The organism is Methyloversatilis sp. XJ19-49 (assembly GCF_024580145.1).
GTDB lineage: Bacteria > Pseudomonadota > Gammaproteobacteria > Burkholderiales > Rhodocyclaceae > Methyloversatilis.
In genome coordinates this window covers 65,582-79,777 of sequence record NZ_JANINI010000012.1, presented here as the reverse complement: position 1 = coordinate 79,777, position 14,196 = coordinate 65,582, and the positions used below count along the sequence as shown (strand labels likewise).

Here is a 14,196-nt window from a genome sequence, read left to right as displayed (position 1 = left end):
GCCGAACGGCGACGGGCACGCGATCACGCCACCTGCCGGGCCGCGCGGCAGGCCACCGAGGCACGCAGCGTGCGCGCCAGCGATTGCAGCGAACCGCCCGCCTGATAACTGAAACTCACGTCGAGCACTTCACCAGCCTTCAGGCTGATCGGTGCATCAAGCGGCAGCACGAGATAGTCATTGAGCCAGTCCACCGTGTCGCCTTCGACGGCGCGGATCGCAAGGACGTTCTTGGTGACGAAGCGCAGCGCATTCACCGTGCCGTCCTGCTCCATCGTGAAGCAGCCGGTCCAGCGGATGTCGGGCGACACGCTGTCGTCGAAGTCGAGCACGCTGTAGACCTGCGGATCGGCCAGTTCCAGCGACCCTTCATGCACCGCGCCGACGCGCTGGAACTGCATGATCGGCGCCTGGAAACCGAAGAAATCATAGGTCTGCTGCAGCGGCTGGACCGCCATCACGGCCGCAGTCGGAATGAACACCGGCAGGCGGTCGCCGAAGCGCGCGCGGTAGCGCGCCTTGAACGCATTGATCACCTCGACCTGCTTCTCGCGCAGCATGCCGACGTGGATCATTTCGCAGATCACGACATCGACCGGCTCCGGCGGCAGGTACTCGAAGGCATCGCCATGCACCACTTCGACCTTGTGGCCGTTGGCGTTGTACGCCAGCAGTCGGCGCGCCTCGGTCACCATGTCCGGGTTGTATTCGACACACCACACCTTGCTCGCGTGCGCCGCCGCAAAGCAAGACAGCACGCCGGTGCCGCCGCCCAGTTCGAGCACGCGCGCCCCCGGGAACACCACGTGGTCGATGGCCGCCTTGAAATTGGCCATGCGGTTGGCGTCCATCAGCATGTTGTGGTGGTAGTGCAGCGGAATGAACTGGCCCAGGTAATGCGGCTCGGCTATCTCCTCGCGCAGCACGGCCTCTGACGAGGAATCGGCCTGCGGGCGCAGGAATCGGACTGCGGGTTCCATCAAAGACATGTCGAGCCCCTTCACGAAATCGTTGGTTCGGCCTGGATCGGCGCGCCCTTGCCGGTCGAGGCTGCCGTCGGATCAGGTTTGCCGGCAACATCTGCCGGAAACTGGCCGCCGGAGACCGGAGCGCCGCCACCGGCGGCCGTTGCGACCGGTGACGGACTCTCCTTTGCAGCAACTGTGCCAGCTGCGTTTGCCGTGTCAGCGCTGCGCGCTCGGTGCGGGGATCGAACAGCGATGATCAGCCGAGCGCGCAAGGCGCGCGGCTTGATTCGGGGAAAAGCGTCGGGGAATGCGAGTCACGGACACTGCAGGGGCAACAAAAAAGCGCCCCGCAGGGCGCTTGATTGCTTGATGTCTGGCGGAGAGGGTGGGATTCGAACCCACGGTAGACTTGCGCCTACGCCTGATTTCGAGTCAGGTACATTCGACCACTCTGCCACCTCTCCGGGGTACTGCGGCACTTCATGGTCGTGAAGCGGCGCGCAGTGTAGCACAGGGTGCGCGGCGCCGGAAAAGCGGGCGCGCGCATTTGTGCCGGATCGGCGCTCAGGTGCCGATGCGTTCCACACCGCCCATCCACGGACGCAGCGCGGGCGGGACGACGACCGAGCCGTCCGCCTGCTGATAGTTCTCCAGGATCGCCACCAGCGTGCGGCCGACTGCCAGGCCGGAGCCATTGAGCGTGTGCAGGATTTCGTTCTTGCCCTGTTCGTTCTTGAAGCGCGCCTGCATGCGGCGGGCCTGGAAGGTTTCGAAGTTGGAGCACGACGAAATCTCGCGGTAGGTGTTCTGCGCCGGCAGCCACACTTCGAGGTCGTAGGTCTTGGCCGCGCCGAACCCCATGTCGCCGGTGCACAGCGCGATCTTGCGGTAAGGCAGCTCGAGCCGCTGCAGGATGGTTTCCGCGTGGCCGGTCAGCGCTTCGAGCGCCGCCCACGACTGGTCGGGCGTGACGATCTGCACCAGCTCGACCTTGTCGAACTGGTGCTGGCGGATCATGCCGCGCGTGTCGCGCCCGTAGGAGCCGGCTTCGGAGCGGAAGCACGGCGTGTGGCAGACGAACTTCAGCGGCAGGCTGGCGGCAGACTGCACCGTGTCGCGCACGATGTTGGTCACCGGCACTTCGGCGGTCGGGATCAGGTAGAACTTGCTGCCGTCGCCACGCGGTATGGCGAAAAGATCCTCTTCGAACTTCGGCAGCTGTCCGGTCCCGAACATGCTCTCCGCGTTGACCATATAGGGCGCGTACAGCTCGGTGTAGCCATGTTCCAGCGTGTGCGTGTCGAGCATGAACTGGGCGAGCGCGCGGTGCAGGCGGGCGATGCCGCCGCGCAGCAGCGTGAAGCGCGCACCGCTGATCTTGGTCGCGGTTTCGAAGTCGAGGCCGCCGAGCGCCGTGCCGACGTCGACATGGTCCTTCACCTCGAAATCGAAGCTGCGCGGCGTGCCCCAGCGCAGCACCTCGACGTTGTCCGCCTCGGACTTGCCGACCGGCACAGACTCGTGCGGCAGATTGGGCAGCGAGGCCACGAAGGCCTGCATGTCGGCCAGCACCACGGCCAGGCGCTCTTCGCCGGCTTTGAGCGCATCGCCCAGCCCGGCCACTTCGGCCATCACCGGCGACGTGTCCTCGCCCTTCGCCTTCAGCTGGCCGATCTGCTTCGACGCGGCATTGCGCTTGGCCTGCAGGTCCTGGGTATCGGTCTGGATGCGCTTGCGTTCCTCTTCCAGCGACTGGAAGCGGGCGGCGTCGAGCGTGTAACCGCGCGTGGCGAGGCGTTCCTGAACGAAAGCGAGCTGGCTGCGCAGCAGTTGGGCGTCTAGCATGAATGTGAACCTGTAGCGGTGGAGTCGGAGCGCGGGCACGCGGGCCGGGCCCTCACACACCGCGTGCGCAGGGCGTTCCGGCACGATCATCGTGCACACGTTGCAACACAAAATTCTAACAGCGACCACCGCCTGCAACGGTATAGTAAAGAAGCCTTCCCCTTCTCACGCAATCGTCATGCTTTCACTTCGAGACTGTCTCGACCACAGCAATCTGAGCGAACTGGAAGTCGGCGTGCTCGCCGACTACACCGGTCTGCCGACCATGCTCGCCGCCACGCTGGCGGGCGCCATGCTGCAAAGCGAAGGCGGTGCCGATCTGATGCTGCGCATCCTGCAGGACGCCGACAAGCAGGCGTCCGAGCACCTTGACCTCGATCAGCGCAAACGCACCAAGGCCGCGATCGAACGCTTCTGCACCGTGCATCGTCCCGAGCTGCACTGAGGCCACAAAAGCCCGCGCGAGCGGCGGCCGGCCTGTGGACGCGACTGACCTGTCGAGGCGACCCACTATGGCAGCGACCGGACTGTGGGAGCGGCGGCCTCGCCGCGATCCGCACTTCGCCCAGGTGACGGCGCACGTTCTACGTGCGGAATCGCGAGCGGCGCTCACTCCCGCAGAAACCGCGGCCGCCTGTGGACGTGACTGAACGGTGGACGCGGCTGACGTGTCGAGGCAACCCGCCGTTGAGGCGACCCACTGTGGCAGCGACCGAACTGTAGGAGCGGCGGCCTCGCCGCGATCCGCACTTCGCCCAGGTGACGGCGCACGTTCTGCGTGCGGAATCGCGAGCGGCGCTCGCCCCCACAAGAACCGCGGCCGCCTGTGGACGTGACTGAACGGTGGACGCGGCTGACGTGTCGAGGCAACCCGCCGTTGAGGCGACCCACTGTGGCAGCGACCGAACTGTAGGAGCGGCGGCCTCGCCGCGATCCGCACTTCGCCCAGGTGACGGCGCACGTTCTGCGTGCGGAATCGCGAGCGGCGCTCGCCCCCACAAGAACCGCGGCCGCCTGTGGACGTGACTGAACGGTGGACGCGGCTGACGTGTCGAGGCAACCCGCCGTTGAGGCGACCCACTGTGGCAGCGACCGAACTGTAGGAGCGGCGGCCTCGCCGCGATCCGCACTCCGCCCAGGTGACGGCGCACGTTCTACGTGCGGAATCGCGAGCGGCGCTCGCTCCCACAGAAACCGCGGCCGCCTGTGGACGTGACTGAACGGTGGACGCGGCTGACCTGTCGAGGCAACCCGCCGTTGAGGCGACCCACTGTGGCAGCGACCGAACTGTAGGAGCGGCGGCCTCGCCGCGATCCACACTTCGCCCAGGTGACGGCGCATGTTCTACGCGCGGAATCGCGAGCGGCGCTCGCTCCCACAAAAACCGCGGCCGCCTGTGGACGTGACTGAACGGTGGGCGCGACTGACGTGTCGAGGCGACCCGCCGTTGAGGCGCCCCCCTGTGACAGCGACCGAACTGTGGGAGCGGCGGCCTCGCCGCGATCGGCACTTCGCCCCGAATGGTTACCCGCGCGAACGCCGGCGGCTCAGCCCGCCGACCAGGGCGAGCCCGGCTGCGAACAGGGCCCAGACGCCCGGTTCGGGCACCGCGGAGACGGTCAGCGAAATGTTGTCGATGCCGGTATTGAAGCTGTCGGGGCCGAAGCGCAGCACGAGTCCGTTGGCGCTCGACACGCCGGGCATGAAGCTGATCGGCGTCAGACCGGCGTCGAAGGCGCCGGAACTCCACAATGTGGCGCCGGTGAGCAGATCGAGCACGACGGCGGATGAGCCGTCATCGCGGTTCAGGTAATCGCCGAAATCCATCGAGTTCAGCGTGACGACGCGCCCGCTCCCCGGCGTGAAGGTGAATTCGGCGCTGTACTGCGAAGAATTCAAGCCACCCCACGCGACATCCACCAGACCACTGTAGCCCTCCGCCCAGAAATTCAGGCTCGGTGCAGACGTCTGGCCGGTGCTCGCCAGCAGTGTTCGATGAGACACGTCGAGCACGCCGGCGATGTCGCCGTAGCCCTGGCCGATGACCAGGCCGCTCGTGCAGACCTGATTACCGTCGTTGCCGCAGATGTTGCCGGAAAAATCGAGCAGCACGCCTGTTGCGGCCGCCGCCGGTGCAGATGCCAGCAGCGCGGTCAGTCCGAGCGTGGCAAGCAGGGGCGGAATCCGGTGACACGTCATGAAGCACTCCTTGTGGGCCTGAAGGTGCGACATGACAGCAAAAAGCAGGCCGCAGCCCGCAAGTGATTGAAATAAATACGGTTCAATCGCCATGCTGCGCGCGAACTGTAAAACGGGGCGACACGCTTCCCGCATGCACTGTAGTGCACGCACTACACGACAATCACATCTGTCGTGATACCGGGTCAGTGCATGGCTGCCTAGCATGGGCACCATGAACCGACCGGCAAACCTTCCGATGATGTCGCAACGCAAGCGCGGCTTCCGGCTTGGCGTCTATGTGTTCAAGGACGCCGAGATCGTCGACTTCACGGCGCCGCACGGGGTGTTTTCGGTGGCGCGGCGCTTCGACCCGGAACTGGACGTGTTCCTGATCGCCGATGCGATGCGGCCGGTGCAGGCGCAGGCGGGTTTCACCGTGCTGCCCAATTACAGCTTCGCCGACCAGCCGGCGATGGACGCCTTCCTGATTCCGGGTGGCGCCGGCACGCGGCAGGAAACCTGGAATACACGTCTCCACGACTACATCGACGCCCTGCCGGCGACCTGCCTTTTGACCAGCGTGTGCACCGGCTCTTGGATCTACGGCCACATGGGCCTGCTCGACGGCATTCCGGCGACCAACCGCAAGGAGCCGGACCGGCTCGAAGCGTCGCACCTGGGCAAGGTGCCGATCGACCGACTGGCCGAAATTGCGCCCGCCTGCCGCATTTCGCGCGCCCGTGTGGTGGACGCCGGCCGCATCGTCACCGCCGGCGGCATCGCCTCGGGCATGGAACTGGGCTTTCACCTGCTGCGCCGCGCCGGCTATGACGAAGGCTTCATCCGCGAGGTGGCGCGCTGCATGGAATACACCGCCGCCTACGACACCTACGCACACGACATCGAATACGCACCCAATCCGGTTCCGTGCCACGCGAAGCCGGAGTCGCCTTCGCCGCAATCAACGCTTTCGCAGTCAGTACCGCAGCCCGTCCCACTTTCCCAGCCCGCCCCTCTTTCCCAGTAAGCCCCCCTTCCGAGGAGATCGTCCATGAGCACATTCAGAAATCCGTTCGACGCCAACGTGAAACTCAGCGGCTGCTCGTGCGGGCGTCACCACAGCCAGGCCGAACACGAACAGGCGGAACTGCTGTCGGAAGAAGCCATGCTTGACCGCGTGGTCGAAGGCGCGGTGATGCGTGCGCTGTTCCCGCACGACGAAACGCGCCGCAACTTCATCCGCGCCGTCGGCACCAGCACCGCGATGGCGGCGATCTCCACCTTCCTGCCGCTGGGCACCGTGAAGGACGCCTTCGCCTCGCCCGGCCCGCTGGAAAAGACCAAGCTCAAGGTCGGCTTCATCCCCATCACCTGCGCCACGCCCATCATCATGGCGCACCCGCTGGGTTACTACTCGAAGCAGGGTCTCGACGTGGAAGTCGTGAAGACCGCCGGCTGGGCGGTCATCCGCGACAAGTCGCTGGCGAAGGAATACGACGCCGCCCACATGCTGTCGCCGATGCCGCTGGCGATTTCGGTCGGCGCCGGCTCCAACCCCATCCCCTGGACGATGCCGGCGGTCGAGAACATCAACGGCCAGGCGATCACGCTGGCGGTGAAGCACAAGGACAAGCGCGACCCGAAGACCTGGAAGGGCTTCAAGTTCGCCGTGCCGTTCGACTACTCGATGCACAACTACCTGCTGCGCTATTACCTGGCCGAGCACGGCATCGACCCGGACGCCGACGTGCAGATCCGTTCGGTGCCGCCGCCGGAAATGGTGGCCAACCTGCGCGCCGGCAACATCGACGGCTTCCTCGCGCCTGACCCGGTGAACCAGCGCGCGGTATATGACGGCGTGGGCTTCATCCACGTGCTGACCAAGGACATCTGGGAAGGCCACCCGTGCTGCGCCTTTGCGGCCAGCAAGGAGTTCGTCACCACGATGCCGAACACCTACAAGGCCCTGCTGCGCGCCGTCATCAGCGCCACCGCCACGGCCAGCAACCCGGCCAACCGCAAGCAGATCGCCGAAGCCATCGCGCCGGCCAACTACCTGAACCAGCCGGTCACCGTGGTCGAACAGGTGCTCACCGGCACCTACGCCGACGGTCTCGGCGGCATCCAGAAGGTGCCGGGGCGCATCGGCTTCGAGCCCTTCCCGTGGGAATCCTTCGCCGTGTGGATCCTGACGCAGATGAAGCGCTGGGGCCAGATCAAGGGCGACATCGACTACCAGAAGATCGCCAAGGAGGTGTTCCTCGCCACCGACGCCGCGGCGCTGATGAAGGAAGTCGGCCTGCCGGTGCCCGCCAGCACGACCAAGAAGTTCACGGTCATGAAGAAGGAATTCGACCCGGCCAAGCCGGAGGAATACCTGAACAGCTTCAAGATCCGGAAGGTATCTGCATGACGCGCAACAAGCCCTGGCTGGCACCGCTGTTGTCGGTGCTGTTCTTCGCGCTGTTCGTCGGCGTGTGGTACCTCGCGACCTCGACCACGGCGGCGCCCACCGCCGGGCCGGCGGTCGACCCCGAGTACGCCGCGCTGCTCGGCGCGGAAGCGGCCACCGGTGGGCAGTCGGCCATGCCCGGCCCGGGCGAGGTGGCGGCCAAGATCTGGGAACACGTGCTGGACCCGTTCTACGACCGCGGCACCAACGACAAGGGGTTGGGCATCCAGATCGGCTACTCGATCGCCCGCGTGCTCGGCGGTTACCTGCTGGCCGCGCTGGTGGCGATCCCGCTCGGTTTCCTGATCGGCATGTCGCCGCTGGTCTACAAGGCGCTCGACCCCTTCATCCAGATCCTGAAGCCCATTTCGCCGCTGGCCTGGATGCCGCTCGCGCTCTACACCATCAAGGACTCGGGCATTTCCGCCATCTTCGTCATCTTCATCTGCTCGCTGTGGCCGATGCTGGTGAATACCGCGTTCGGCGTCGCCTCCGTCCGCCGCGAGTGGCTGAACGTGGCGCGCACGCTCGAAGTGAAACCGATCCGCCGCGCCTTCCTGGTCATCTTGCCGGCGGCCGCACCGACCATTCTGACCGGCATGCGCATTTCGATCGGCATCGCCTGGCTGGTCATCGTCGCAGCCGAAATGCTGGTTGGCGGCACCGGCATCGGCTACTTCGTGTGGAACGAGTGGAACAACCTCTCCATCACCAACATCATCACCGCCATCCTGCTGATCGGGCTGGTCGGCATGCTGCTCGACCACCTGCTGGCCTGGGTCGCGCGCGCCATTTCCTGGAGAGAGTGAAATGACCCAGCCCTTCCTGAAGATCGAAGGCCTGAAACGGCAGTTTCCGCAGGCCGGCAACCCGGATCCCGATCCGGTGTTCGAAGACGTGCATTTCGGCATCGAACGCGGCCAGTTCGTCTGCGTGCTCGGCCACTCCGGCTGCGGCAAGACCACCATCCTGAACATCCTCGCCGGTCTGGATGAAGCCACCGCCGGCCACGTCATCATGGACGGCCGCGAAGTGCGCGGCCCGTCGCTCGACCGTGGCGTGGTGTTTCAGAGCCATGCATTGATGCCCTGGCTCAGCGCGCTGAAGAACGTTGAATTCGCCGTGCGCAGCCGCCACCCCGAATGGAGCCGCGAACAGGTGCGCGCGCACGCGGTGAAGTACCTCGAAATGGTGCATCTGGGCCACGCCATCGACAAGAAGCCGGCCGAACTGTCCGGCGGCATGAAGCAGCGCGTCGGCATCGCGCGCGCGTTTTCGATCGAGCCCAAGATGCTGCTGCTCGACGAACCCTTCGGCGCGCTCGACGCGCTCACCCGCGGCAGCATCCAGAGCGAGCTGATCGGCATCGTCGAAGCCACGAAGCAGACGGTGTTCATGATCACCCACGACGTGGACGAAGCCATCCTGCTGGCCGACCGCATCGTGCTGATGACCAACGGCCCGCGCGCCAAGATCGCTGAAATCGTCGTCAACCCGATGCCGCGCCCGCGCGACCGCGAAACCCTGCACCAGCAGCCCGAGTTTTACCCGCTGCGCAACCACCTTGTCGACTTCCTCGTGAAGCGCTCGCGCGCCTTCGCGCCAGGCGCCGACTGGGACCCGAAAAACCCGCCCCTCGTGTACCCCGGCGCCCCCGCCCGCGCGGCCGCCTGACCCACCCTCAACCATCCAAAGGAGAAGCACATGAAACGCGAAGACGTCACCGACCTCATCGTCGAAGCCAAGGTTGCCAAGGGCCTGAAGTGGGCCGACATCGCCAGCGCCATCGGCCTCAGCAAGGAATGGGTCACCGCCGGCCTGCTCGGCCAGATGACCTTCACCGCCGAACAGGCCGGCATCATCGGCAAGATGCTCGATCTGCCGGCCGACGCCGTCACCCAACTGCAGGTCGTGCCCTACAAGGGCTCGCTGCCCACGTCCGTCCCGACCGACCCGCTGATCTACCGCTTCTACGAACTGATCAATGTGTACGGCACCACCTTCAAGGCACTCATCCACGAAGAATTCGGCGACGGCATCATGAGCGCCATCGACTTCAAGATGGACCTGGCACGGGAAGCCAACCCGGCGGGGGATCGGGTGAGCATTACGATGAGCGGGAAGTTTTTGCCGTACAAGACGTATTGATCCTCACGATGCGGCTGCTCCAGCCGCATCCTGCCGACAGCGATCAAAAGCCGCAGGCCCCCGAGCGGGTCATGCGGCTTTGTCGTTCACGTTGGGCAGGTATGCGCGAAAACACGGGTACAACTTTTTTTCGGTATTTTGGGGGTAGTCATGAAGCATCGAAAGGGAAAGGATTGCGTGGGGCAGGCACCCTCAAGCAGCCGATGACAACCCTTATGAATATGCGGCAGAAAATTCGGGGGCGAAGAAGGTCAGGGAACAGGCCGCGATTCTCTATCTGCTTTCCACTATCGTGAACCCTCCCCTTTTGTTCCCCAAGCAAAGATTGGTGGCACACGGAGATCCGGAATCCAATGTCAGTCGACATACATTATGTCCGGCCAAGCCCCATGGGCGCGCACAGGCGGCATGGCTACTATCTGACACCCATTGTTCTGCTGACCGCACTTGCGTTCATCGGCGCAATCATCGTGACCCTGGTTCTTTTCAATCTCGGGGACGCCCGGTTTTACATCTTCCTTGGGCTCATATTTGCATTTCTGAGCTGCTTGCTCGTCAGCAACCTCCGCCCTCACTGGTTCGGCTCGAGACTGGCGACCCGGCGCAGAGACAAGCTTGCCGAGGAAGTCTGCGCGGGCGAGAACGCGTTCTTCCTTCTTCTTCGACCATTTGAGCTTGACGCGCTCATTTCTGTGTTGCCATCAGGTTCGCGAAATATCGAAGGTCATGAAGAGCAGTTCGAGAGGATGTTCGAGAACTACGATCCGGCGGACCTGCGCGAGCCGGTGGAGCTTTTCGACCTGCTCGCGAGTACGCTGGGCACGCGTGGAATTCTGGTGTCGGTTGGCGACAGGCTGGACACGCATCTCGGCGGCGGCGGAATGATCCGTGTGCCTGACGATGAATGGCAATCGAAGGTTGCCGACCTGATGGCGCGCGCCACGAATATCTTTGTCATGCCCTGGCCGACCCCGGGAACCCTTTGGGAAGTGAAAGAAATTCTCGATCGAGGCCTGTTGGCAAAGACAATATTCTTGATGCCACCCACCTACGGCACGATGGCCGTTACGAAAACTACGGGGGGCACCTGGGACGATGAGGTCGTCCGGGACTTTTTCTACAAGGTGGCGAATGAACGCCTTTCAGATGCGCATCCGATGAAGGCCGTCATGCGTGGATATCGGAAAGGCTGCGCCCCCCTGGCGGAGAGCGGCATGCGTCTTCCTGGCGAGCAATCCGATGGAAGCATGTTCTTCTACGTTTCGAACCAGTTGCAATGCTGCGCAATCCCGTTTTCAACGACCGAGATGGGAAGCCTGCTGGTCAGGAACAATAGGGGGCAGACCACGTTTTCCCCGCCGTAGGCAGCGTTCATGCTCTCGCCGGCGCGCTGTTGATGGCGTCGGACACGCGTTCCGAGTATGCTTTAGGCATTTCCATACCAAGCCAAGGCAATGCCTCGCCGTGCCCGTCTACGTCTACGTCTACGTCTACGTCTATAAGCAACAATAGGGGACAGACCAATAGGGGACAGACCACGATAATAATAATAGGGGACAATAGGGGACACGATAGGGGACAGACCACGTTTTCCCCGCCGTAGGCAGCGTTCATGCTCTGATTGGCGCGCTGTCGATGGCGTCGGATACGCTGTCCGCGTATGCTTTGGGAATTTACGTACCAGACCAAGGCAATGCCTCGCCGTGCCCGTCTATCACTCCCTGGCGTTCCACTGCACCTGATCCAGCGCGGTAACAACCGCCAGGCCTGCTTCTACTCACCAGACGACTGTCGCTTCTACCTGGATTGGCTTGAGGATCATGCGCGACGGCAGGGCTGTCGCGTTCATGCCTTCGTGTTGATGACCAATCACGTTCATCTGCTCATCACCGCGGATGAAGCGAAGGCACCCGGACGGATGATGAAGGCGCTCGGACAGCGTTACGTTCAATACGTGAATCGTACGTATCGCCGCACCGGCACCTTGTGGGAAGGACGCTTCCGCTCCTGCCCGGTGCAGACCTCGAGCTACTTCCTGGCTTGCCAGCGATACATCGAACTGAATCCGGTGCGGGCGCGCATGGTCGAACAACCCGCTGACTACCGATGGTCCAGCTACGCACACCATGCTCACGGCGTGGCGGATACCCTGCTGACGCCTCACCCGACTTACCTTGCCCTCGGCGACACGACGGAATCGCGGCAGGCCGCGTATCGCGCGCTTTTCAGCGAACCACTCGGGCAGGAAATGACCGACACCATCCGTACGGCGACGAACGGCAACTTCGCTCTCGGCAACGACCGCTTTGCCGCCGAAGTAGCCAGCGCACTCGGGCGGCGCGCCTCTCCCGGGACACCCGGACGACCTCCGCGCCGCGATTCACCTCCGTCGGGTGACCTGCTCTGAAAGGAGGTCAGTCGAAACCGTGGTCTGTCCCCGATTTACCAGCCAGGCAGCGCCCTGTACGGCGACCAGCAACCCCGCGTAGGCAATGCCGATGAGGTAGTGGGTCAGCCAGCCCAGACCGAGTTCGAACTCGACCGGCTCGGCTTTCGAGATCGCTGCGTGCGCAAAGCGGCCACGGCGAAGGTGGCCGACCCAGCGGCCGACGAGGGCGAAGCTGGTGGTCGGAACACCCAGGCGCGCGAGCAGGTGCAGCCAGGCATCCATCACTGCGGTAGCGCCGATTCCGACGAGTGCGATGTGGCCGATGACATGGGAGGAAAGCATCGAAGACTCCTTGATTTCATTGACATCCGAACGTGTCAAACCCATGATAAAAGTTGAAGTCGACTTCAAGTCAAGGGGTTTCATGGACATTTCGGAAGTCGCCCGGAAATCGGGTGTGGCCGCATCCGCGCTGCGCTACTACGAACGCAAGGGCCTCATCCGCTCGCTGGAGCGCGATGGCGCCCGACGCAAGTTCTCGCCGGCGGTGCTCGACCAGCTCGCGCTCATCGCACTGGGACGGGCGGCCGGATTCTCGCTGGACGAGATCCGCGTGATGTTCACGCCCGGCGGCGAGCCGAACATCGACCGCGCCCTGCTCTCTTCCAAGGCCGACGAGCTCGAACGCATGGTCAGGCGTCTGAAGGCCATGATCGAGGGGCTGCGGCACGCTGCGGCCTGCCCCGCGACGAGCCATGCCGAGTGCCCTTCATTCCAGCGGCTGCTGAAGGCCGCGTCCGCCGGTGCACTGGAGACAAAACAGCGGCGGCTCGCTCCCCGCGGAGGCGCGTAAGTCTTGCCGCTCTCTTCAGACAAACGGTGGCGGACCATGTCATCACAAAACAACGGCGGGCAGACCCTGAGCATCGGATTCCCTCCTCAGTCGCCGCCACCGCAACCGCCACCGCAACCGCCTCCGTCCGAACCGCCATCACCGTCGCCGAAGCCATCGGTGCTGCCGTCAACGCCGTCGCTGCCGAAGTCGCTGCCGCAATACGGTGTGCTGCCGCCGCTGTCTGCGCCCGCACGCCGCACCCCGCCGCAGTCCGGCACGTAGCTGAAGCCGCCGGCAATGTTCAGCTTGGCGTCAAGCGCGAACAGCAGCGGCAGACGGCTCGGCGCGCGCGGGTCGATGTTCTCTTCGCGGCAGGCGGACCACCAGCAGCGGCGCAGGCCTGCGTTCTTCATCCGGTCGTCGGTCAGCACCACCGCCGGCGTGTGGTGCAGGAAGCGGCCGAAGCCCTGGCGGCAGAAGGTGTCGTAATTCTTCGTGCACAAAATGAATTCGTGCCACAGGTCATCCACCACCTGACTGGGCATGGCAACGAATTTGCGGCCGCTCTTCAGATGCGCGAGGAAGAACTGCCGCAGTCCGTTCGCCACCAGCTGGCAGTCCTTCGGCGACAGTTGCGGGTGACGCGCACGCAGCTTCTCGAACAGGCCCTTGGGCAGTTCGGCATGGCGGATATGCGCTTCCCGGCGCAGCGCGACGTAGCGGAAGCGGAACACCAGCGCCACGCCCAGGAGGGCGACGGCAAGGACGATCAGCAATGGATGCATGGCAGGTTCGATCTCGGAGCGAGGCGGGCGCCGCAGATGATGCCCGAAGGGCAGGCGGTGCGCAGCGCTGCAGCAGCACGGCATGCCGGGCAGAACCTGCGGGAGCGGCCCCTGTGCCCGCTCTTGCAGAAACGCCGCCCGCGACAGCTGGGCAGAACGGCTCAGGCGCACAGGCCGATCCGTGAAGCATAATTCCGATCTCATGCATTCAGCGGCGCACGGACACCCGGCGGATCGTTATGACACGAATCGAAGGCAGGCTCGCGAAGTGGAACGACGACCGTGGGTTCGGGTTCATCGAACCGACCCATGGCGGCGGCGAAGTGTTCGTGCATATTTCCGCCCTCCCGCGCGACGGGCGCCGGCCGATGAACGGTGAAACACTGCTGTTCGAGGTGCAGACCGACGCGCAGGGCCACTGCACCGTCGGACTATCGGATCGTCGCCTTGTGAGCGAGGCCTCGTTAGACTGGTATCGCGTGCGGAGCAGAACCTGTGGGAGCGGCGGCCTCGCCGCGATCTTCACTTTGATCAGCGACCATCGCCGCACGATCGCGGCGAGGCCGCCGCTCCCACAAGAACACGCGCGGCGC

15 protein-coding genes and 1 tRNA gene are annotated in these 14,196 nt (G+C 64.4%); 10 read left to right on the top strand and 6 right to left on the bottom strand.

Annotated elements, in window-relative coordinates:
• Positions 1-23: 23 nt before the first annotated feature.
• The 3 genes from NMQ16_RS14740 to serS all read right to left on the bottom strand — a co-directional run bounded on the left by NMQ16_RS14740 (position 24) and on the right by serS (position 2,813).
• Positions 24-980 (bottom strand): methyltransferase domain-containing protein, encoded by a 957-nt coding sequence (locus NMQ16_RS14740; RefSeq protein ID WP_257081603.1) that lies wholly within the window; start codon positions 978-980, stop codon positions 24-26.
• 362 nt (positions 981-1,342) lie between these two features.
• A tRNA-Ser gene (locus NMQ16_RS14735) sits at positions 1,343-1,432 on the bottom strand.
• Between the two features lie 100 nt (positions 1,433-1,532).
• A complete protein-coding gene (gene serS / locus NMQ16_RS14730; protein WP_257081602.1) occupies positions 1,533-2,813 on the bottom strand; it encodes a serine--tRNA ligase in 1,281 nt (426 codons plus the stop codon).
• Between the two features lie 178 nt (positions 2,814-2,991).
• Here serS and NMQ16_RS14725 point away from each other — a divergent pair, with 178 nt between their 5' ends.
• A complete protein-coding gene (locus NMQ16_RS14725; protein WP_069037785.1) occupies positions 2,992-3,258 on the top strand; it encodes a hypothetical protein in 267 nt (88 codons plus the stop codon).
• A gap of 1,079 nt (positions 3,259-4,337) precedes the next feature.
• Here NMQ16_RS14725 and NMQ16_RS14720 read toward each other — a convergent pair.
• A complete protein-coding gene (locus NMQ16_RS14720; protein WP_257081600.1) occupies positions 4,338-5,012 on the bottom strand; it encodes a PEP-CTERM sorting domain-containing protein in 675 nt (224 codons plus the stop codon).
• 214 nt (positions 5,013-5,226) lie between these two features.
• On the opposite strand from NMQ16_RS14720, the gene NMQ16_RS14715 reads away from it, so the two are divergent.
• The 7 genes from NMQ16_RS14715 to NMQ16_RS14685 all read left to right on the top strand — a co-directional run bounded on the left by NMQ16_RS14715 (position 5,227) and on the right by NMQ16_RS14685 (position 12,001).
• Positions 5,227-6,021: a DJ-1/PfpI family protein gene (locus NMQ16_RS14715; protein ID WP_257081598.1), complete on the top strand. Its 795-nt coding sequence runs from the start codon at positions 5,227-5,229 to the stop codon at positions 6,019-6,021.
• A gap of 24 nt (positions 6,022-6,045) precedes the next feature.
• Positions 6,046-7,407, top strand: a complete 1,362-nt coding sequence (locus tag NMQ16_RS14710) for a CmpA/NrtA family ABC transporter substrate-binding protein (RefSeq protein ID WP_257081597.1) — start codon at positions 6,046-6,048, stop codon at positions 7,405-7,407.
• Entirely contained in the window at positions 7,404-8,255 is an 852-nt protein-coding gene (gene ntrB / locus NMQ16_RS14705; RefSeq protein WP_257081596.1) for a nitrate ABC transporter permease, read from the top strand. Before NMQ16_RS14710 ends, ntrB begins: the two co-directional genes overlap by 4 nt.
• A 1-nt stretch (position 8,256) precedes the next feature.
• On the top strand, positions 8,257-9,120 hold the full coding sequence (locus NMQ16_RS14700; RefSeq protein ID WP_257081595.1) for an ABC transporter ATP-binding protein: 864 nt from the start codon (positions 8,257-8,259) through the stop codon (positions 9,118-9,120).
• 30 nt (positions 9,121-9,150) lie between these two features.
• Positions 9,151-9,594, top strand: coding sequence for a cyanase (gene cynS / locus NMQ16_RS14695; RefSeq protein ID WP_257081594.1), 444 nt, complete (start codon positions 9,151-9,153; stop codon positions 9,592-9,594).
• A gap of 389 nt (positions 9,595-9,983) precedes the next feature.
• Positions 9,984-10,958: a hypothetical protein gene (locus NMQ16_RS14690; protein WP_257081593.1), complete on the top strand. Its 975-nt coding sequence runs from the start codon at positions 9,984-9,986 to the stop codon at positions 10,956-10,958.
• A gap of 296 nt (positions 10,959-11,254) precedes the next feature.
• Positions 11,255-12,001: a transposase gene (locus NMQ16_RS14685; RefSeq protein ID WP_306441845.1), complete on the top strand. Its 747-nt coding sequence runs from the start codon at positions 11,255-11,257 to the stop codon at positions 11,999-12,001.
• Here the strand turns inward: NMQ16_RS14685 and NMQ16_RS14680 are convergent.
• Positions 11,975-12,409, bottom strand: coding sequence for a DUF2938 domain-containing protein (locus tag NMQ16_RS14680; protein WP_257081591.1), 435 nt, complete (start codon positions 12,407-12,409; stop codon positions 11,975-11,977). The genes NMQ16_RS14685 and NMQ16_RS14680 overlap by 27 nt on opposite strands.
• On the opposite strand from NMQ16_RS14680, the gene NMQ16_RS14675 reads away from it, so the two are divergent.
• Complete coding sequence (locus NMQ16_RS14675) at positions 12,408-12,836, top strand: helix-turn-helix domain-containing protein (protein ID WP_257081590.1); 429 nt, start codon at positions 12,408-12,410, stop codon at positions 12,834-12,836. The genes NMQ16_RS14680 and NMQ16_RS14675 overlap by 2 nt on opposite strands.
• An 86-nt stretch (positions 12,837-12,922) precedes the next feature.
• On the opposite strand, the gene NMQ16_RS14670 is transcribed toward NMQ16_RS14675, so the two are convergent.
• Positions 12,923-13,603, bottom strand: a complete 681-nt coding sequence (locus NMQ16_RS14670) for a hypothetical protein (RefSeq protein WP_257081589.1) — start codon at positions 13,601-13,603, stop codon at positions 12,923-12,925.
• A 239-nt stretch (positions 13,604-13,842) separates the two neighbouring features.
• Here NMQ16_RS14670 and NMQ16_RS14665 point away from each other — a divergent pair.
• On the top strand, positions 13,843-14,196 hold a 354-nt coding region (locus NMQ16_RS14665), incomplete at its 3' end, for a cold-shock protein (protein ID WP_257081588.1).

Coding starts and splice junctions, on each gene's coding strand:
- NMQ16_RS14740 (WP_257081603.1), bottom strand. CDS start 980: ATGGAACCCGCAGTCCGATTCCTGCGCCCGCAGGCCGATTCCTCGTCA.
- serS (WP_257081602.1), bottom strand. CDS start 2,813: ATGCTAGACGCCCAACTGCTGCGCAGCCAGCTCGCTTTCGTTCAGGAA.
- NMQ16_RS14725 (WP_069037785.1), top strand. CDS start 2,992: ATGCTTTCACTTCGAGACTGTCTCGACCACAGCAATCTGAGCGAACTG.
- NMQ16_RS14720 (WP_257081600.1), bottom strand. CDS start 5,012: ATGACGTGTCACCGGATTCCGCCCCTGCTTGCCACGCTCGGACTGACC.
- NMQ16_RS14715 (WP_257081598.1), top strand. CDS start 5,227: ATGAACCGACCGGCAAACCTTCCGATGATGTCGCAACGCAAGCGCGGC.
- NMQ16_RS14710 (WP_257081597.1), top strand. CDS start 6,046: ATGAGCACATTCAGAAATCCGTTCGACGCCAACGTGAAACTCAGCGGC.
- ntrB (WP_257081596.1), top strand. CDS start 7,404: ATGACGCGCAACAAGCCCTGGCTGGCACCGCTGTTGTCGGTGCTGTTC.
- NMQ16_RS14700 (WP_257081595.1), top strand. CDS start 8,257: ATGACCCAGCCCTTCCTGAAGATCGAAGGCCTGAAACGGCAGTTTCCG.
- cynS (WP_257081594.1), top strand. CDS start 9,151: ATGAAACGCGAAGACGTCACCGACCTCATCGTCGAAGCCAAGGTTGCC.
- NMQ16_RS14690 (WP_257081593.1), top strand. CDS start 9,984: ATGGGCGCGCACAGGCGGCATGGCTACTATCTGACACCCATTGTTCTG.
- NMQ16_RS14685 (WP_306441845.1), top strand. CDS start 11,255: ATGCTTTGGGAATTTACGTACCAGACCAAGGCAATGCCTCGCCGTGCC.
- NMQ16_RS14675 (WP_257081590.1), top strand. CDS start 12,408: ATGGACATTTCGGAAGTCGCCCGGAAATCGGGTGTGGCCGCATCCGCG.
- NMQ16_RS14680 (WP_257081591.1), bottom strand. CDS start 12,409: ATGAAACCCCTTGACTTGAAGTCGACTTCAACTTTTATCATGGGTTTG.
- NMQ16_RS14670 (WP_257081589.1), bottom strand. CDS start 13,603: ATGCATCCATTGCTGATCGTCCTTGCCGTCGCCCTCCTGGGCGTGGCG.